Genomic DNA, 18,740 nt, shown 5'->3' with positions numbered 1-18,740 from the left:
GGCACGGTTTCATGACGCAGACGACCTCTCCGCGCCCCGCAGGCCCGCGGGACGACCAGCCGCCCACCGTGCGCGGCATCTGGTCGGTGCAGTGGCGCAGCCCGGTGATGAGCTACTACCTCATGGGCGGCTCGACGATCCTCCTGCTCGTGCTCGGGCTCGCCATGGTCCTGTCCAGCTCGTCGGTCGACGCGCTCCAGAACGGCGACTCCGCCTACTCGGTGTTCCTCAACCAGGCGAAGTTCGCCCTCATGGGCCTGCCCTTCATGATCCTGGCGATGTTCCTGCGCCCGTCGTTCTACAAGCGCATCGCCTGGCCCGCGCTGTTCGTGGCGATCGCCCTGCAGATGCTGATCTTCACGCCGTTGGCCTACGGCGCGAACGGCAACACGAACTGGGTGCGGCTCAGCAGCAGCGTCATGATCCAGCCGTCCGAGCTCGCGAAGGTGGCTCTCGCGCTGTGGCTCGGCGTGGTCCTCGGCCGCAAGCTCTCGCTGCTGACCAGCTGGAAGCACGCCTTCGTCCCGGCGGTCCCCGTGGCGGGGCTCGTCGTCCTCCTCGTGCTCGCGGGCAACGACCTGGGGACGGCGCTCATCCTCCTCCTCCTCGTCGCCGGGGCCATGTTCGTCGCCGGCGTGCCCATGCGGATGTTCGCCGTCGCGGGCCTCGCCGGGATCGCCGGTGTGGTCGCGCTCGTCCTCACCTCGCAGAACCGCGTGATGCGCATCATGGCCACCTACGGCGCCGACTGCGACAAGCAGAACGAGTGCTACCAGGCTGCTCGGGGACTCGAGGCCCTCGGGACGGGCGGGCTCACCGGAGTCGGGCTGGGTGCGGGCTTCGAGAAGTGGTCTTACCTCCCCGAGGCGCACAACGACTACATCTTCGCGGTCCTCGGGGAGGAGCTCGGCCTGCCCGGGACGCTCCTCGTGCTCCTCCTGTTCGGCCTCCTGGGCCTGTCCATGGTCCGCGTCGTCCGCCGTCACCCGGACCCCATGGTGAAGATCACCACGTCGGCCCTCGCGTGCTGGATCGTGGGTCAGGCGCTGGTGAACATCGGCGTGGTCATCGGGCTCTTCCCCGTCATCGGGGTTCCGCTCCCGCTGGTCTCGGCAGGAGGGTCTGCGCTGGTCGCGACCATGCTCGGCCTCGGGATGGCTCTATCCTTCGCACGGGACGAACCGGGCGCGCGCGAGGCGCTCTCGGCGCGACCCAGCGTGGTGCGCCGGTCGATCGCGGTCGTCGGTGGCGCCGCGCGAGGACGACGGGGCCGCGCAGGGCGCGCGGACGAGAAGACAGAACGTGAGGGATCTCGTGGTTGAGTCAGTACTCCTGGCGGGCGGCGGCACGGCCGGGCACGTCAATCCGCTGCTGGCGGTCGCGGACGAGCTGGAGCGCAGGAACCCTGGGGTGAGGATGGTCGTCCTCGGGACCCGAGAAGGGCTCGAGTCCGACCTGGTCCCGGCCCGAGGGCTACGGCTCGCGGTCGTCCCCCGGGTGCCGATGCCCCGCCGACCGACGCTCGACTGGTTCCGGCTGCCCGGACGGCTGCGGGCGGCGGTCCGGGCGGCCGGCGCGGCCATCGACGAGATCGACGCCCAGGTGGTCGTCGGCTTCGGGGGCTACGTGTCGACGCCGGCGTACCTCGCCGCACGCCGTCGGGGCGTTCCCGTCGTCGTGCAGGAGCAGAACGCCCGCCCCGGTCTTGCGAACCGCCTCGGTGCACGGTGGGCGCGCTCCGTGGCCCTGACGTTCCCGGCGGCGGCCTTCCCCGACGCCCAGGTGACGGGTCTGCCGCTGCGGACCGAGATCGCGGGCCTGCTGACGGAGCGTGCCGACGACGCCGACGGGTCGCGGCGCAAGGCGGCCGCGGAGCTCGGGCTCGACCCGGACGCACCCGTCGTGCTCGTCACCGGAGGGTCCCTCGGCGCGAAGCGCATCAATGACACCGTCGCGTCCTGCGCGGAAGAGCTGACCCGTGACGGCGTCCAGGTCCTGCACCTCACGGGCCGCGGCAAGGCGGACGACGTCCGCAGCGCCGTAGCAGGCCTGCCCGCCGACCAGGCGGCCCGTTACCACGTGCTCGAGTACCTCGCGGACATGCATCACGCCTACGCGGTGGCGGACCTGGTCGTGTGCCGCTCCGGCGCCGGGACCGTCTGCGAGCTCGCAGCCCTGGGGCTACCTGCGGTCTTCGTGCCGCTCCCCATCGGCAACGGCGAGCAGCGCCTCAACGCTGCGGCGTTCGTCGAGGCAGGGGGCGGGCTGCTGGTCGCCGACGACGACTTCACCGCCGGCTGGGTACGGTCCGAGGTCGTCCCCCTCCTCGGGGACGCCGAGGCGCTCGCGCGCATGCGGGTGGCCGCAGCGAGCGTGGGGGTCCCGGACGCCGCCGGGAAGGTGGCGCACCTCGTCGAGGAGGCCGCCGCGCACGGGCGGGGCGCCCCGTGACAGCCCGGCCGACGGTCACCGATCTCGGGACGGTCCACCTCGTCGGCATCGGGGGCGCCGGCATGTCGGTCGTCGCGCGGCTCCTCGCGGCCGACGGCGCGGCCGTCCAGGGGTCCGACGCCCGGCGGAGCGTCACCACGGACCAGCTGGTGGCGGAAGGCGTCACGGTCCACGTGGGGCACCGTGCGTCGAACCTCGGCGACGCGACGACGGTGGTCCTGTCGAGCGCGGTCCGGGACGACAACCCCGAGCTCGCCGGCGCACGGGCGCGCGGCCTGCGGATCATGCACCGGTCCGAGGCGCTCGCCGTCCTCATGGCCGGGCGCCGCTCCGTGGCGGTGGCCGGCGCCCACGGGAAGACCACCACCTCTGCCCTCACCGCGGTGACGCTCCGCGGGGCGGGCCTCGACCCGTCGTTCGCGATCGGCGGCACCGTGCTCACCGAGGACGGCCCGCTGCCCGGGGGGCACCGGGGCACGGGTGACGTCCTGGTCGCCGAGGCCGACGAGTCCGACGGGTCGTTCCTCAACTACCGTCCGACGGTCGCCGTCGTGACGAACGTGGAGCCCGACCACCTCGACCACTACGGCACCCGGGCCGCCTTCGAGCAGGCCTTCGACGACTTCGCGGCGAACGTCGTCGAGGGCGGCACCCTCGTGGCGTGCGCGGACGACGCGGGCTCGGCCGCCCTCGCCCGGCGTCGCGCGGACGCGGGTGCGCGGGTCGTGACGTACGGCACCGCGTCGGCCGCGGGCGCGACGGTGAGCGGGTACGTGGTCGACGACCTGAGCGGGGGGTGCTCCTTCGTCCTGACGCTCCACCCGGGGACGTCGCTCGTCGACGAGGACGTCCGGCTCGACGTCCGGCTGCGGGTCTCGGGCGAGCACAACGCGTCCAACGCCGCGGCCGCGGTCGTGGCCGCCGTGGTGCTCGGGGTGACACCCGACGAGGCTGCCCGCGCCGTGGGGGAGTTCCGGGGGACCGGCCGCCGCTTCGAGACGCGAGGAGAGGTCGGTGGGGTGCGTGTGGTCGACGACTACGCCCACCACCCCACCGAGGTCGCCGCGCTCCTCGCCGCAGCACGCGGCGTGGCGCGGGGCGGGCGTGTGCTGGCCCTCTTCCAGCCGCACCTGTACTCCCGGACGCGCATCTTCGCGCAGGAGTTCGCCGACGCCTTCGACGCCGCCGACCTCGTCGTCGTGTGCGACGTCTACGCGGCGCGTGAGGACGTGGACCCGTCGGTCGGACCGCACCTCGTGGTCGACCGGATGCGCTCCGGCCGTGGCCGCGTCGTCCTGGACCGGGTCGAGGCGGCGCTCACCGTCGCCTCCGAGGCGGCTCCGGGGGACGTCGTCCTCACGGTGGGCGCCGGTGACGTGACGGAGCTCGGCTCGACCGTCCTCGACGCCCTCGCGCAGCGTCTCGGCGGAAGCTCTCCGGGGGCGACGTGAAGCAGCCTGCCGCTCCGCGGCCGCGCGGGTCCGGGTCAGGGCAGGGCGCGCGCCGCCCGCCCACGCCCCGGCGCCCGTCGTCCGACCCGCGCCCGGGACGGTCCGAGGGGCGTGCCGCTCCTCGTCGGTCCGGCCACGGCGCGTCAGAGGCGGCATCGTCGGGGGCCGTGGCGCGCCGGGATGACGCCGGGCAGGACGGTGCCGTGGTCCCCGTGGTGCGGTCCTTGACGACTGCGCCCACGAACAGGGTGCCGGTCCTGTCGACCGGGATGGCCGAGCGGCTCGCGGAGCAGCGCGCGATGCGGCGGCACCGGATCGTGCGCAGGATCGGCCTGGGGGCCGTGGCCGCCCTCGTGCTCGGGGGCGCGCTCTGGGTGCTCCTCTACTCCGAGCTGCTGTCCTTCGACACGGACCATCTCGCGGTGAACGGCACCGGCAGCTCGGTGGATCCTGTCGCAATCCGTGAGGTCGTGTCCCAGGAGGCCGGGACCTCGTTGGCGCTGCTCGACACGGTGCGGCTCCGGGACCAGATCCTCGCGGTCCCGAACGTCCGCGACGTCGACATCGCCCGGCAGTGGCCGTCCGGGCTCCGTGTGGACGTGGAGGCGCGCGAGCCCGTGGTCGCGGTCCCTGTCGAGGGCGGTGCGGCGCTGCTGGACCGGGACGCGGTGGAGGTGGCGCGGGTCGACTCGGCCCCGCCCGAGCTCCCGGTGATCGACATCCCCCTGACGGGGGACGACCGTCGGACCGTCGAGGCGGCCCTCGTGGTCCTCAACTCGCTGCCCGAGGGCCTCGCTGCCGAGGTGGCGTCGATCTCGGCCGCGTCGCAGGACGCGGTGACGCTGACGCTGCGCGACGGCGTCGTGGTGGAGTGGGGGAGCTCGCAGGACTCGGCGCTCAAGGTGCGGGTCCTCGAGACGCTGCGCACGGCGGAGGTGAGCCGGGGTGCGGCGGTCTTCGACGTGTCGGCGCCGACCTTCCCGATCACCCGCTGAGCGATCTCGGGGGATGATGGGGGAGAAGTTCCCGACACGCGGCCTCGGTCGTTGATAGGGCGAGGCGTGGCGCATAGCGTCGCGCACAGCACAGCCTGACATAACTATAACCCTCTAGTTGAGGGTGAGGGTTCAGGGTTACCAGGATCGAGAGGCACGGACGTGACAACTCCGCAGAACTACCTAGCAGTGATCAAGGTGGTCGGGATCGGCGGCGGCGGGGTGAACGCCGTCAACCGGATGATCGAGGTCGGCCTCAAGGGCGTCGAGTTCATCGCCATCAACACCGACGCGCAGGCGCTGCTCATGTCCGACGCCGACGTCAAGCTCGACGTGGGCCGCGAGCTCACGCGCGGTCTCGGCGCGGGCGCGGACCCCGAGGTCGGCAAGAAGGCCGCCGAGGACCACGAGGAGGAGATCGAGGACGTCCTGCGGGGCGCCGACATGGTCTTCGTCACCGCGGGAGAGGGAGGTGGCACCGGGACCGGTGGCGCTCCCGTCGTCGCCCGCATCGCCCGGTCGCTCGGTGCGCTCACCGTCGGCGTCGTCACCCGCCCCTTCACCTTCGAGGGGCGTCGCCGTGCCACGCAGGCCGACTCCGGGATCGAGGCGCTGCGCGAGGAGGTCGACACCCTCATCGTCATCCCGAACGACCGGTTGCTGTCGATGTCCGACCGCAACGTCTCGGCCCTCGACGCCTTCCACTCGGCCGACCAGGTCCTCCTCTCCGGTGTCCAGGGCATCACGGACCTCATCACCACACCGGGGCTCATCAACCTCGACTTCGCGGACGTCAAGTCCGTCATGCAGGGTGCGGGCAGCGCTCTCATGGGCATCGGCTCCGCACGGGGCGACGACCGCGCGGTCCAGGCTGCCGAGCTCGCGATCTCTTCCCCGCTGCTCGAGGCGAGCATCGACGGCGCGCACGGCGTGCTCCTGAGCATCCAGGGCGGGTCCGACCTCGGTCTCTTCGAGATCAACGAGGCCGCCCGTCTCGTCCACGAGGCCGCCCACCCCGAGGCCAACATCATCTTCGGTGCGGTCATCGACGACGCGCTCGGTGACGAGGTGCGCGTGACCGTCATCGCTGCAGGCTTCGACGGCGGTGCTCCCCAGACCCGCAAGGACGCCCGCGGCGGTCAGGTCGGTGGCGGTGCCCCGCAGGCGCCCGTGCAGCAGACCCAGGCCGCACCGCCCCCCGTGACGCTCGCTCCTGTGCCCACGACCACGGGCGTCCACGCGCTCGCCCGCCCCGTCGTGCCGCTCGACTCCGGCTTCGACGGCGCGGACGTCGCGCCGCTCAACCCCAGCACGCGCCAGCCCGTCCAGCCCGCACCGGAGCAGCGCGAGGAGCAGCACCACCAGCACCAGCAGCCGGAGCAGGTCCCCGCGTTCCTCTCCACCGACCCGGACGCGGTGACGCGCACGGGGCAGCTCGAGGTGCCGCGGATCTTCGACGAGGAGCCCCCGCGGCGCAGGGTCGAGGAGCTCGACGTCCCCGACTTCCTCAAGTGACGCGATGACGTCGCCCTCGCGGGCCCCGATGCTCGAGGCCGACCTCGGGCCCGGGGTCCGCGGTGCGTTCACCCTGCGGCACGGCGGCGTGTCACCCGCCCCCTGGTCCTCGATGAACCTCGGTCTCGGTGTCACCGACGAGCCCGCCCGCGTCGCGGAGAACAGGCGACGGGTCGACGGGTGGGCCGGCGCGCCCGTGACGTACGCGACACAGGTCCACGGGGCGGGCGTCGCACTCGTGGCTCGCCCCCCGGCGGACTCGGCCTCGGCCGTCGGGGAGCACGACGCGCTGGTCGCGACCTCGGTGGGCGTCCCCGTCGCGGTGCTCGTGGCCGACTGCGTCCCGGTGCTCCTCGCCGACCCGGTCGCGGGAGTCGTCGCAGCCGTGCACGCAGGGAGGGCCGGTGTTCTCGCCGGCGTGGTGCCCGGTGCCGTCGCGACGATGGTCGCCTCGGGCGCGGAACCAGCGCGGGTGCGCGCCGTCGTCGGACCGGCGGTCTGCGGGAGGTGCTACGAGGTGCCTCCCGGCCTCCAGGAGGACGTGTGCCGGGTCGTGCCCGCAGCGAGGTCCACCACGTCGTGGGGGACCACCGCCCTGGACCTGCCCGCCGCGGTGGCCACCCAGCTCGGCGCGGCCGGCGTCGGTGCCGTCGAGCGCGTCGACGCGTGCACCGTCACCGACGAGAGGTTCTTCTCCCACCGCAGGGCAACTGCCCTGGGGTCGACCACGGGTCGCTTCGCGGCCGTCGTCGTGCGAGACGCCTGATCACGGCTCCACCTCAAGTCGAGGTTGAATGTTCTGCGTAGGAGTGGCGTGTCGTGAGGTGGGACCACGGCACCTGGGCTAGCGTGAAGCCACCGTCAGCGGCCGGAGCCATCCGGGCACCGCCGGACGGCCCGAGAAGAACGGAGAGATGGCGATGGCCGGAGCCCTGCGCAAGACCATGCTGTACCTAGGCCTCGCTGATGATCGAGGCGACCTCGAGCACGACACCTACGAGGACTACGACGACTACGACGAGGTAGGAACCGACGTGCCCCAGGAGTACGAGGCGCAGGTGACGCCGATCAACCGCGCCGTCGCGCGGCGCGAGACGGCTGCGCCGACGCCCGCCGCCGAGCTGCGCCGGATCACCACCGTGCACCCCCGGTCGTACAACGACGCCCGGGTGATCGGCGAGGCGTTCCGCGGCGGGACCCCGGTCATCATCAACCTCTCCGACATGGACGACGCCGACGCCAAGCGACTCGTGGACTTCTCGGCCGGGCTGATCTTCGGCCTGCGCGGTGCCATCGAGCGCGTCACCAACAAGGTGTTCCTCCTCTCGCCCGAGCACGTCGAGGTCTCCGGGGAGGAGCGCGTCGCCGAGAAGACGGGCTCGACGCGGGCCGGCTTCTACAACCAGAGCTGACGCGTGATCTGGAACCTGCTCGCCTTCCTGTGCCTGCTCTACATCATCGCCCTCTTCGGGCGGGTGATCTTTGACTGGGTCCAGGTGTTCTCCCGCGACTGGAGGCCCACGGGCTTCCTGCTCGTCCTCGCCGAGGCGTTCTACACGGTCACGGACCCGCCCGTGAAGTTGTTGCGTCGCGTGATCCCGCCCCTGACGATCGGGCAGTTCCGCCTGGACGTGGGATTCCTCATCCTCTTCGTGGGTGTGACGTTCCTCTGGCAGATCTTCGGTGCCCTGGGCAGGGGCTGAGGTTCGTCACGGCGCCGAGGGTGCTGTGACGCCGCGCACCCCCCGACGGGAATGAGCGGCCGACACGGGCCCATGGTGAGCGCGTCAGACTGAACGTCCGCTAGCGTGACCAGTGGCGGTCGGTGGATTGACCGGACTAGACCAGCGCAAGTATTCGAGGTGAAAACGATGGTGGCACTGCTCACAGCAGATGACGTCCTGACCAAGAAGTTCCCGGCGACCAAGTTCCGGGAGGGTTACGACGTCGTAGAGGTGGACGACTTCCTCGACGAGGTCCTGCACACGTTGCGGGAGCTCTACGCGGAGAACGACGACCTCAAGGCGAAGCTCGAGGCGTCCGAGCGTCGGGTCGCCGAGCTCAGCCGGGCCAACGCCCAGCAGCAGGCCGCCGACCAGCCGGTCTCCGTCGAGAAGACGCCCGAGCCTGCTCCGGCGCCGGTGGTCGAGACCCCGCAGCCCGCAGCCGCGCCCGGGATGCCGCCGCGCGAGCCGGAGATGGCGACCGGGATCATCCAGATGGCCCAGAAGCTCCACGACGACCACGTGCGGGCCGGCCAGGAGGAGGGTGACCGTCTGATCGCCGAGGCCAAGGCCGAGGGCGGGCGGATCGTCCGAGAGGCCGAGGAGACGTCGCAGCGCACGCTGTCCCAGCTCGAGCAGGAGCGAGCGCTCCTGGAACGGAAGATCGACGAGCTGCGCATCTTCGAGCGCGACTACCGGACGCGGCTCAAGAGCTACCTGCAGAACCTCCTCGGCGACCTCGACAACCGAGGGAGCGCCCTCCCGGGTTCCCGTCCCGGCGACGGTCAGGGCAAGCAGGGAATCTGAACCCCCTCGTCCCACCAGCAGGCCGAGCGCACCCGAGCCGGTGCACGCGACCCACCCGCGCACGACGCGGCGTGGTGAATTGCGTGCACCGGCTCGGGCGTTTAATGTCGGCTCACTTCGACGAAAGAGGCCGTGATGTCCACCCGTGACGCAATGAGCAGCGCCCCCGCTCGGGAGCAGTTCCCGAACCTCTCCAAGGACGCACCCGGCTTCCCCGTCCGTGAGGGCGAAGAGCCCTGGACGGTCGCCGAGGTCGAGGTCCTCGCAGACGACCTCATCGCGGAGTCGGTCCGCCTGCAGGACGAGCTCGTCGCCGCCGACCAGGAGCTCTCCGAGCTCCTGAGGAACTCCGGTGACGGCGCCGGGGACGACCAGGCCGACTCAGGATCCTCCGCGCTCGAGCGCGAGCAGGAGCTGACCCTCGTGAACAACACGCGCGACATGCTCGCGCAGGACGCGCGCGCCCTCGCGCGCATCGGTGCCGGGACCTACGGGACCTGCGAGTCCTGCGGGGACGCGATCGGCAAGGCGCGCGTGCAGGCGTTCCCTCGGGCGACGCTCTGCGTGACCTGCAAGCAGCGCGAGGAACGTCGCTGAGCATCTCGATCCAGGGCGCGCGGGCGTGGTCGGTCGGCCGTGCGAGACTTCTCCGTGATGTCTGAGCCTGACGAGACCCCAGAGACCGACACTGCCCCCGCCGTGGAGCGAGGTGAGCCCCGTGGTGGTGCCGACGACCGTCGTACCGGGACCCGCGGGCGCACGCTCGCCGTGCTCCTCGGGCTGGCGGCGCTGGTGCTCGTCGCCGACCAGCTGACGAAGATCTGGGCGGAGTCCGCGCTCGTCGCGGGAGGCGCCGCCGAGCCTCTCCTCGGCGAGCTCGTGCAGCTGCGCCTGGTCTACAACCCGGGCGCGGCGCTCTCGATCGCGAGCGGGATGACCTGGGTCCTGACGCTCCTGTCCGCCGTGGTGGTCGTGATCATCCTGGTGACGGCACGCAGGGTCCGGACCATGTCGTGGGCTGTCGCTCTCGGGATGGTGCTCGGTGGTGCGGTCGGCAACCTCCTCGACCGCCTCTTCCGCGACCCGGGGTTCCCCACCGGGCACGTGGTGGACTTCATCGACTACGGGCCGTTCGTGGGGAACGTCGCGGACATCGCGATCGTGGGAGCCGCCGTGCTCATCACCGTGCTCGCGTTCGTCGGTGTGGGCCCCGAGGGCCGCACGGACGAGACGGACGAGGAGGCGGACGCCTGATGGCTGCACCACGGACGCTCCCCGTCCCGGACGGTCTCGTCGGCGAGAGGGTCGACGCCGCGCTGTCCCGCATGCTCGGGCTGTCCCGGACCGTCGCCGCGCAGATCGCCACCGACGGTGGTGTCCTCCTCGACGGGCGCGTGGTGGGCAAGTCCGACCGTCTGCACCCCGACGGATGGTTGGAGGTGACCCTCCCGGAGGTCGAGGAGGCCCGTGGGCTCGAGGTGGTCGCCGAGCCGGTGCCCGGGATGCGGATCGTGCACGACGACGACGACGTCGTGGTCGTCGACAAGCCGGTCGGGGTAGCCGCGCACCCGTCGGTCGGCTGGACGGGCCCGACGGTCGTCGGGGCGCTCGTCGCCGCCGGGTACCGCATCTCCACGTCGGGGGCCGCGGAGAGGCAGGGGATCGTCCACCGGCTCGACGTGGGCACGTCGGGACTCATGGTGGTCGCGAAGAGCGAGCACGCGTACACGGTGCTCAAGCGGGCCTTCAAGGAGCGCACGGTGGACAAGGTCTACCACGCGCTCGTCCAGGGCCATCCGGAGCCCACGACCGGCACGATCGACGCGCCCATCGGCAGGCACCCGGGTTCCGACTACCGGTTCGCCGTCACGGCCGAGGGGAAGCCGTCCGTGACCCACTACGAGGTGCTCGAGATGCTGTCCGCGGCGTCCCTCGTCGAGGTGCACCTCGAGACGGGACGCACCCACCAGATCCGCGTGCACTTCTCCGCGCTGCGCCACCCGTGCGTGGGGGACCTCACCTACGGTGCGGACCCGACCCTCGCGAAGAAGGTCGGCCTGTCCCGGCAGTGGCTCCATGCGATGCGCCTGGGCTTCGAGCACCCCTCCACGGGCGAGCACCTCGAGGTCCGGAGCGAGTACCCGGCGGACCTCGCCGCGGCGCTCGAGGTGGTTCGCGGGGCGTACCGGTGACCTCGTCCGGGCCCGGCCCGCTCGTCGTGGTGCACGTCACCACGCGTGAGCAGCTCGAGGCGGCCTGGGCCGTGCGGCTCGCCGTCTTCGTCGACGAGCAGGGCGTCCCCGTCGAGGAGGAGATCGACGACGCCGACACCGCGGCGACCACCACCCACCTGCTCCTCGTGTCCCCGGGCACAGGGCCGTCGGGCGCGGACGAGGTGATCGCCACCGGGCGCGTGCTCAGCGATCCGACGCACCCCGGGGAGGTCCACGTCGGCCGCGTCGCGGTCCTCGCCGAGCGGCGGTCCGGCGGGGTCGGCGCGCGGCTCATGGCGGAGCTCGAGGCGGTGGCGCTCTCCCGGCACGGTGTCGGCGGGTCGGTGACCGTGCTGCTGAGCGCGCAGGAGAGCGCCACCGGGTTCTACGAACGTCTCGGGTACGTCGTCACCGGTGAGGCGTACCTCGACGCCGGGATCCGCCACCGGGACGCGTCGAAGGTCGTCCGAGCACCGCGCACGGGGTCCTAGACTCGACGCATGCCGTCTGCCGTCGCCCCTGCGTCCGATGACTTCGTCCACCTGCACGTGCACACCGAGTACTCCATGCTCGACGGGGCGGCGCGTCTGGGTGACCTCTTCGAGGAGACCCAGCGGCTGGGACAGCGCGCGATCGCGACCACGGACCACGGGTACCTCTTCGGTGCCTACGACTTCTGGAAGCAGGCCACCTCTGCCGGTGTGAAGCCCATCATCGGCGTCGAGGCGTATGTCACACCCGGCACGAGCCGGTTCGACCAGACCCGCGTGCGGTTCGGGGAGAAGGGGCAGGAGTCCGACGACGTCTCCGCACGGGGCGCGTACACCCACCTGACGATGTGGGCGAAGAACAACGACGGCCTGCACAACCTCTTCCGGATGAGCTCGTACGCGTCCCTCGAGGGTCAGATGGGCAAGTGGCCCCGCATGGACCGCGAGCTCCTCGAGCGGTACAGCCCGGGGATGATCGCGTCGACGGGGTGCCCGTCGAGCGAGGTCCAGACCAGGCTGCGGCTCGGCCAGTACGACGAGGCGGTCCGGGCGGCCGGCGAGCTCCAGGACATCTTCGGCAAGGACAGCCTGTACGTGGAGCTCATGGACCACGGGCTCGACATCGAGCGCCGCGTGTTCAAGGACCTCCTGAGCGTGGCGCAGGACATCGGCGCGCCCCTGGTGGCGACCAACGACCTCCACTACGTCAAGCAGGAGGACAGCCACTCGCAGGAGGCTCTCCTGTGCATCAACTCGGGCTCGACGCTCGCGGACCCGGACCGCTTCAAGTTCGACGGCGACGGCTACTACGTGAAGTCCGCCGCGGAGATGCGGCGCCTGTGGTCGGAGCTGCCGGAGGCGTGCGACAACACGCTGCTCATCGCGGAGCAGTGCGACGTGAGCTTCAACACCGCGGCCAACTACATGCCGAACTTCCCTGCGCCGCCCGGTGAGGACGAGACGTCGTGGTTCATCAAGGAGGTCGAGAGCGGCCTGCGCTACCGGTACCCCGACGGGATCCCCGACGCAGTGCGCAAGCAGGCGGACTACGAGGTCCAGGTGATCACCCAGATGGGGTTCCCCGGGTACTTCCTCGTGGTCGCGGACTTCATCAACTGGTCCAAGGACAACGGGATCCGCGTGGGACCGGGACGTGGGTCGGGTGCGGGGTCGATGGTGGCGTACGCGATGCGCATCACGGACCTCGACCCTCTCCAGCACGGGCTCATCTTCGAGCGGTTCCTCAACCCGGACCGTGTGTCCATGCCCGACTTCGACGTCGACTTCGACGAGCGTCGTCGTGGGGAGGTCATCCGGTACGTCACGGAGAAGTACGGCGAGGACCGTGTCGCCCAGATCGTCACCTACGGGACGATCAAGGCGAAGCAGGCCCTCAAGGACTCCAGCCGCCTCCTCGGCCTGCCGTTCGCGATGGGGGAGAAGCTCACCAAGGCGATGCCGCCCGCCATCATGGGCAAGGACATCAGCCTCACGGGGATCTTCGACCCGGAGGACAAGCGCTACAACGAGGCCGAGGAGTTCCGGCAGGTCCACGCCGCGGACCCCGAGGCCCAGCGCGTGGTGGAGCTCGCCAAGGGCATCGAGGGCCTGAAGCGGCAGTGGGGCGTGCACGCGGCGGGCGTGATCATGTCGAGCGACCCGCTCATCGACATCATCCCGATCATGCGCAGGCCGCAGGACGGCGCCGTCATCACGCAGTTCGACTACCCGAAGTGCGAAGAGCTCGGCCTCATCAAGATGGACTTCCTCGGGCTGAGGAACCTCACGATCCTCGACGACGCTCTCGAGAACATCGTCATGAACGGCAAGGAGCCCGTCGAGCTCGAGACGCTCACGCTCGACGACCCTGCGACGTACGCACTCCTCGGGCGCGGCGAGACGCTCGGCGTGTTCCAGCTCGACGGTGGCGGTATGCGTACGCTCCTCAAGCTCATGCGCCCCGACAACTTCGAGGACATCTCCGCGGTGGGCGCGCTCTACCGCCCGGGCCCGATGGGCGCCAACTCCCACACGAACTACGCGCTCCGCAAGAACGGCATGCAGGAGGTCACCCCGATCCACCCGGAGCTCGAGGAACCGCTCGCGGAGATCCTCGGCACCACGCACGGCCTGATCGTCTACCAGGAGCAGGTCATGGCGATCGCCCAGCGCGTCGCCGGGTACAGCCTCGGCCAGGCCGACATCCTCCGCCGCGCGATGGGCAAGAAGAAGAAGTCGGAGCTCGACAAGCAGTTCGAGGGCTTCTCCAACGGGATGACGGAGCGCGGCTACTCGATGGCCGCGGTGAAGACCCTGTGGGACATCCTCCTACCGTTCTCGGACTACGCGTTCAACAAGGCGCACTCCGCCGCGTACGGGGTGGTGTCCTACTGGACGGCGTACCTCAAGGCGAACTACCCGACGGAGTACATGGCGGCGCTCCTCACCTCGGTGCGGGACGACAAGGACAAGTCGGCCCTCTACCTCAACGAGTGCCGCCGCATGCACATCACGGTCCTGCCCCCGGACGTCAACTCCTCGTCCGCGAACTTCACGGCCGTCGGCAGCGACATCCGGTTCGGGCTCACCGCCGTGCGCAACGTCGGCGCGAACGTCGTGGACGCGATCGTCACGACCCGAGAGGCGAAGGGCGAGTTCACGTCCTTCACGGACTTCCTCGACAAGGTGCCCGCCGTCGTGTGCAACAAGCGGACGATCGAGTCGCTCGTCAAGGCCGGGGCGTTCGACTCGCTCGGCCACGGGCGGCGGGCGCTGCAGGTCGTGCACGAGCAGGCCGTCGACTCCGTCATCGGGGTCAAGCGGGAGGAGGCCAAGGGGCAGTTCGACCTGTTCGCCGACTTCGGGGGCGACGGGGACGACGCCGTGTCGTTCAGCATCGACATCCCCGACCTGCCCGAGTGGGACAAGAAGCAGCTGCTCGCCTTCGAGCGCGACATGCTCGGGCTGTACGTGTCCGACCACCCGTTGTCCGGGCTCGAGCACGTCCTCGCCCAGGCGGCGGAGACCTCCGTGGCGGCGCTCCTCGCGGACGAGACGAGGCCCGACGGCTCCACGGTGGTCATCGCGGGTCTCATCACGTCGTTGCAGCGCAAGATGTCCAAGCAGGGGAACCCGTGGGCCGCGGTGACCATCGAGGACCTCGACGGGGGTGTCGAGGTGATGTTCTTCGGTGAGACCTACCTGGCGTACTCGACGATCCTCGCCGAGGACCAGGTCGTGGTCCTGCGTGGACGGGTCCGCCGTCGTGACGACACGATGCAGCTGCAGGCCATGGAGGTCTCGCTCCCCGACATCTCCGCGGTCGCGGACGCACCCATCCTCGTGACGCTCGCCGAGTCACGCTGCACGCAGCCGGTCGTGGAGCGGCTCCGGGAGATCCTGCGCACGCACCCGGGTGTCACCGAGGTGCACCTGCGGCTGACCACCCCGGGGCGCACCAAGGTGATGCGGCTCGACGACGCGCTGCGCGTCGAGCGCACCCCGGCGCTCTTCGGCGACCTCAAGGCGCTCCTCGGGCCCAGCTGCCTCGGATGAGCACCGCCGCCGTCGATCGCTTCCGCGTCGTCCCCGCGGCGTACGTCGTGCTCCTGCGCGAGGGTGAGCAGGGACCCGAGGTGCTCCTCCAGCTGCGCCGGGGCACCGGGTACATGGACGACCACTGGGCGTGCGCGGCGGCCGGTTATGTCGAGCAGGGCGAGTCCGTGCTCGACGCCGCGGTCCGGGAGGCGCGTGAGGAGCTCGGGATCGTCGTGGACCCGGCCGAGCTCGACCCCGTGACGGTCATGCACCGCACCACCCCGGGAGGCGGTCCCGTCGAGGAGCGCGTCGACTTCTTCTTCCGGTGCCGGACGTGGTCCGGCTCACCCGTCCTCCAGGAGGCCGACAAGGCGGCGGACCTGAGGTGGGTTCCGCTGGCCTGCCTCCCGGAACCGGTGGTCCCGCACGAACGGGCCGTGCTCGACGGCATGGTGAGCTCGAGCGTGACGCCGGTCACGACCTTCGGTTTTCCGGTCGCCCCGAGGGGCCGGGCCTTCCGCGCGACCTAGACTCGGGGAGTGATCCACCTGACCCCGGAGCAGCACGTCTTCGTCACCGAGCGCCACCTCGCCACCCTCTCGACGCTGCGGGCGGACGGTTCGCCGCACGTCGTGCCGGTGGGGTTCACCTGGGACCCCGAGACCGGGCTCGTGCGCATCATGACGAGCGGGACCTCGGTCAAGGCGCGCAACGCGGGCCGTCCGGCCCCTGACGGGGCCCTGCCCCGCGCAGCGGTCTGCCAGGTCGACGGCGGCCGGTGGCTCACCCTCGAGGGGCCCGTGCGCGTGTCGCAGGACCCGGACGTCGTCGCCGACGCCGTGGACCGGTACACCCGTCGCTACCGCGTCCCGAGGGAGAACCCGGCGCGTGTCATCCTCCTCGTCGAGGCGGACAGGGTCATGAGCTCGTCCTACATGCAGCGCTGACGCGCACCGCTCATCCCACGGTGGCGCCGCGGCGTCCGGTCGGGGCGTCGACCTCCACCACGTCGCCCCGGTGCAGCTGACGCCCTCGACGCGTGTCCACCTCACCGTTGACGCTGACCTCGCCGTCGGCGACGAGGTCGCGTGCCTGCGCGCCGGACTCCGCGAGGTTCGCGAGCTTGAGGAACTGGCCCAGCCGGATGACGTCGTCGCTGATCTCCACCGTGTCCATGCGCCCATTCTCCCCGACCCCGCCGGTGCGGTGCTCCGCACTAGGATGGCGGGGTGATCAACCGACTCGACCTCCGTGGTCGTTCCCTGTCCGCCCGTGAGCTCGTCGACGCGCTCCCGCGTGCGCAGCTGCGCGTCGAGGACGCCGCCGAGCGCGTCGCACCGATCATCGAGGCGGTCCGCCACCGGGGCGCCGACGAGCTGCGTGACCTCGCGGAGCGGTTCGACGGGGTCCGGCCGGTCCACCTCCGCGTCCCCGCCGAGGCGTTCGAGGACGCTCTGCGGGGCCTTGCCCCGGACGTCCGGGCCGCGATCGAGGAGTCCATCGCCCGAGTGCGGAAGGTCCACGCAGCGCAGCTCCCTCAGCCGTTCACCGTCGACCTCGCGCCCGGGGCGCAGGTCCGGCAGCGGTGGGTCCCCGTGGCCCGTGTGGGGCTGTACGTCCCGGGAGGCCTCGCCGTCTACCCGTCGTCCGTGATCATGAACGTGGTCGCCGCGCAGGAGGCTGGCGTGCGGTCGCTCGCCGTCGCGTCACCGCCGCAGGCCGACCAGGGCGGGCTGCCCCACCCCACCATCCTCGCCGCGTGCGCCCTGCTGGGCGTCGACGAGGTGTACGCGGTGGGCGGCGCCCAGGCCGTGGCCATGTTCGCCTACGGGGCGCGGGGGACCGAGGAGCAGGACGGTGACGTGCTCTGCGAGCCGGTGGCCGTCGTCACCGGACCCGGGAACGTGTACGTCGCGGCCGCCAAGCGCCTGGTCCGTGGCGTCGTCGGCATCGACGCCGAGGCCGGCACGACGGAGATCGCCGTGCTCGCCGACGCGGGGGCGGACCCGGTCCACGTCGCGGCCGACCTCATCAGCCAGGCCGAGCACGACCCGGCCGCCGCCTCGGTGCTCGTGACGCCAAGCGTCGAGCTCGCCGGAGCCGTCGAGGCACGCCTCAAGGACCGGGTCGAGGGCACGCGGCACGCCGCACGCGTCGCCGAGGCGCTCGGCGGGCCGCAGTCCGCGATCGTCGTCGTCGACAGCATCGAGCACGGCATCGAGGTGGTCGACGCCTACGGTGCGGAGCACCTGGAGATCCAGACCGCCGACGCCGCGGACGTCGCGGAGCGCATCAGCAACGCCGGCGCGATCTTCGTCGGGCCGTACTCGCCCGTCCCGCTCGGCGACTACATGGCGGGCTCCAACCACGTCCTGCCGACCGGCGGGTGCGCCCACTTCGCGAGCGGGCTCGGCGTGCACAGCTTCGTCAAGGCCGTGCAGGTCGTCGAGTACTCCGCGGACGCGCTCGCTGAGGTCGCCGACCGGCTCGTCGCGTTCGCCGAGGCCGAGGACCTGCCGGCGCACGGTGAAGCGGTGCGCGCGCGCTTCTCCTGAGCGTTCAGCCCGGTGTCGCGTCGTCCGCGACGGCAGCGAGGCTCTCCCCGAGCTCGCTCGTGAGGTACAGGGTGGACCGGCCGTGCCGCGCGCGGGTGAGCAGCCCGGCGTCGTGCATGGCCCGCAGGTGCTGGTTCACGGCGCTGGTGCTCACGCCGTGCCGTGCCGCGAGCTCCGTGGACGAGCCGGGTCGGCGCAGCTCGAGGAGCAGCCCCGCGCGGGTGGCCCCGAGGAGGTTGCGGAGTGCTCCGCTGCCACGGGGTCGCACCGGTTCCCAGAGGGTCGCCGAGCCGCGGGCGGGGTAGATCACCGACGGCGGGCCGTCGTCCGTGACCGGTGACGACACGCGCAGGGTGAAGAGGCTCGGGATGAGCGTGAGGCCCGCCCCGCCGGTGTCGATCGTGCGGTCCCGCGGGTCCCGCAGGGCCAGGGAGACGGTCCGGCCGCCGAAGCTCACGGCCGGGGCCAGGTCGGCGAACATGCCGACCAGTCCTGACCTCCCGACGGTGCGACCTCGGTGCACGATGTCGGCGTCCAGGACGCCGCGCATCCGCGCCCACGTGGTGCGGAACGAGGCGTCCCAGTAGGTGGCGACGGCGTCGAGCACGCGGTCACGGACGGTCTCCGCAGGGCCGCGCAGCGGGGCGGGCCGGACCCGGTGCACGGCGTCGAGGTCACGATCGACCCGCGACCCGGGGAGGGCCGCCACGGCGTCGAGCTCGTCGTCGAAGCGGGTGAGCGGGGTGGTGGGGACCGGGTTGAGGAAGTCCGGCACCCAGTGCCTCTCGTCGACGAGCGCGCGGAGGATCTCGAGCGCGTGCGCGGGGAGGTCGTCGGTGACCCGTCGGACCCACCTGAGGTGCGTCGGGAACCGGGCCGGGTCGCTCAGCGCTCGCAGGGACAGCCCGAGCTCGTTGAGGGGTGAGATCGCGAAGCGGACCTCGCTGAGGTCGGAGTCCGAGAGGCGATAGCGCAACATGAAGCCAGAGTCTTCATCATTA

The 18,740-nt window shown here is 71.6% G+C and carries 19 protein-coding genes; 17 read left to right on the top strand and 2 right to left on the bottom strand.

The genetic code is table 11. The features are described from left to right. Nucleotides 1–11 precede the first annotated feature (11 nt). The 16 genes from JAV76_RS10635 to JAV76_RS10560 all read left to right on the top strand — a co-directional run bounded on the left by JAV76_RS10635 (nt 12) and on the right by JAV76_RS10560 (nt 16,131). Entirely contained in the window at nt 12–1,322 is a 1,311-nt protein-coding gene (locus JAV76_RS10635; protein ID WP_198734033.1) for a peptidoglycan glycosyltransferase FtsW, read from the top strand. After that, the gene (gene murG, locus JAV76_RS10630) at nt 1,315–2,451 is read left to right on the top strand and encodes an undecaprenyldiphospho-muramoylpentapeptide beta-N-acetylglucosaminyltransferase (protein WP_307844157.1); all 1,137 of its coding nucleotides are present in this window, start codon (nt 1,315–1,317) and stop codon (nt 2,449–2,451) included. The genes JAV76_RS10635 and murG overlap by 8 nt, the downstream gene beginning before the upstream one ends. After that, entirely contained in the window at nt 2,448–3,902 is a 1,455-nt protein-coding gene (gene murC, locus JAV76_RS10625; protein WP_198734031.1) for a UDP-N-acetylmuramate--L-alanine ligase, read from the top strand. Before murG ends, murC begins: the two co-directional genes overlap by 4 nt. Nucleotides 3,903–4,069: 167 nt before the next feature. After that, complete coding sequence (locus JAV76_RS10620) at nt 4,070–4,897, top strand: cell division protein FtsQ/DivIB (protein ID WP_198734030.1); 828 nt, start codon at nt 4,070–4,072, stop codon at nt 4,895–4,897. Between the two features lie 162 nt (nt 4,898–5,059). Beyond that, the gene (gene ftsZ, locus JAV76_RS10615) at nt 5,060–6,412 is read left to right on the top strand and encodes a cell division protein FtsZ (protein WP_198734029.1); all 1,353 of its coding nucleotides are present in this window, start codon (nt 5,060–5,062) and stop codon (nt 6,410–6,412) included. Between the two features lie 4 nt (nt 6,413–6,416). Continuing rightward, nucleotides 6,417–7,178: a peptidoglycan editing factor PgeF gene (pgeF, locus tag JAV76_RS10610; RefSeq protein WP_198734028.1), complete on the top strand. Its 762-nt coding sequence runs from the start codon at nt 6,417–6,419 to the stop codon at nt 7,176–7,178. Nucleotides 7,179–7,332: 154 nt separating this feature from the next. Further along, nucleotides 7,333–7,824, top strand: a complete 492-nt coding sequence (locus JAV76_RS10605; protein WP_198734128.1) for a cell division protein SepF — start codon at nt 7,333–7,335, stop codon at nt 7,822–7,824. Between the two features lie 3 nt (nt 7,825–7,827). Further along, nucleotides 7,828–8,115: a YggT family protein gene (locus tag JAV76_RS10600; protein WP_198734027.1), complete on the top strand. Its 288-nt coding sequence runs from the start codon at nt 7,828–7,830 to the stop codon at nt 8,113–8,115. 171 nt (nt 8,116–8,286) lie between these two features. Then, nucleotides 8,287–8,943 carry a DivIVA domain-containing protein gene (locus JAV76_RS10595; protein WP_198734127.1) on the top strand — a complete coding sequence of 219 codons (657 nt, stop codon included), beginning with the start codon at nt 8,287–8,289 and terminating at the stop codon, nt 8,941–8,943. A 135-nt stretch (nt 8,944–9,078) separates the two neighbouring features. Next, the gene (locus JAV76_RS10590; RefSeq protein ID WP_198734026.1) at nt 9,079–9,540 is read left to right on the top strand and encodes a TraR/DksA family transcriptional regulator; all 462 of its coding nucleotides are present in this window, start codon (nt 9,079–9,081) and stop codon (nt 9,538–9,540) included. Nucleotides 9,541–9,597: 57 nt separating this feature from the next. Next, nucleotides 9,598–10,197, top strand: a complete 600-nt coding sequence (gene lspA / locus JAV76_RS10585; RefSeq protein ID WP_198734025.1) for a signal peptidase II — start codon at nt 9,598–9,600, stop codon at nt 10,195–10,197. After that, nucleotides 10,197–11,135 carry an RluA family pseudouridine synthase gene (locus JAV76_RS10580; protein WP_198734024.1) on the top strand — a complete coding sequence of 313 codons (939 nt, stop codon included), beginning with the start codon at nt 10,197–10,199 and terminating at the stop codon, nt 11,133–11,135. The genes lspA and JAV76_RS10580 overlap by 1 nt, the downstream gene beginning before the upstream one ends. Continuing rightward, on the top strand, nt 11,132–11,647 hold the full coding sequence (locus JAV76_RS10575; RefSeq protein ID WP_198734023.1) for a GNAT family N-acetyltransferase: 516 nt from the start codon (nt 11,132–11,134) through the stop codon (nt 11,645–11,647). The genes JAV76_RS10580 and JAV76_RS10575 overlap by 4 nt, the downstream gene beginning before the upstream one ends. Before the next feature lie 9 nt (nt 11,648–11,656). Continuing rightward, complete coding sequence (gene dnaE / locus JAV76_RS10570; RefSeq protein ID WP_198734022.1) at nt 11,657–15,202, top strand: DNA polymerase III subunit alpha; 3,546 nt, start codon at nt 11,657–11,659, stop codon at nt 15,200–15,202. Continuing rightward, complete coding sequence (locus tag JAV76_RS10565) at nt 15,199–15,714, top strand: NUDIX hydrolase (protein ID WP_198734021.1); 516 nt, start codon at nt 15,199–15,201, stop codon at nt 15,712–15,714. The genes dnaE and JAV76_RS10565 overlap by 4 nt, the downstream gene beginning before the upstream one ends. A 9-nt stretch (nt 15,715–15,723) precedes the next feature. Next, complete coding sequence (locus JAV76_RS10560) at nt 15,724–16,131, top strand: PPOX class F420-dependent oxidoreductase (RefSeq protein WP_198734020.1); 408 nt, start codon at nt 15,724–15,726, stop codon at nt 16,129–16,131. A gap of 10 nt (nt 16,132–16,141) precedes the next feature. Here JAV76_RS10560 and JAV76_RS10555 read toward each other — a convergent pair whose 3' ends face one another. Next, nucleotides 16,142–16,360 carry an RNA-binding S4 domain-containing protein gene (locus JAV76_RS10555; RefSeq protein WP_198734019.1) on the bottom strand — a complete coding sequence of 73 codons (219 nt, stop codon included), beginning with the start codon at nt 16,358–16,360 and terminating at the stop codon, nt 16,142–16,144. Between the two features lie 53 nt (nt 16,361–16,413). Here JAV76_RS10555 and hisD point away from each other — a divergent pair, with 53 nt between their 5' ends. Further along, a complete protein-coding gene (gene hisD, locus JAV76_RS10550; protein ID WP_198734018.1) occupies nt 16,414–17,739 on the top strand; it encodes a histidinol dehydrogenase in 1,326 nt (441 codons plus the stop codon). Between the two features lie 4 nt (nt 17,740–17,743). Here hisD and JAV76_RS10545 read toward each other — a convergent pair whose 3' ends face one another. Beyond that, nucleotides 17,744–18,718: an ArsR/SmtB family transcription factor gene (locus JAV76_RS10545; protein ID WP_198734017.1), complete on the bottom strand. Its 975-nt coding sequence runs from the start codon at nt 18,716–18,718 to the stop codon at nt 17,744–17,746. Nucleotides 18,719–18,740 lie beyond the last annotated feature (22 nt).

The sequence above is a fragment of the Sanguibacter suaedae genome (genome assembly GCF_016342785.1).
GTDB classification, from domain to species: Bacteria; Actinomycetota; Actinomycetes; order Actinomycetales; family Cellulomonadaceae; genus Sanguibacter; species Sanguibacter suaedae.
The sequence above is the reverse complement of the archived record's forward strand: the minus strand, read 5'-3'. Positions and strand labels throughout refer to the sequence as shown.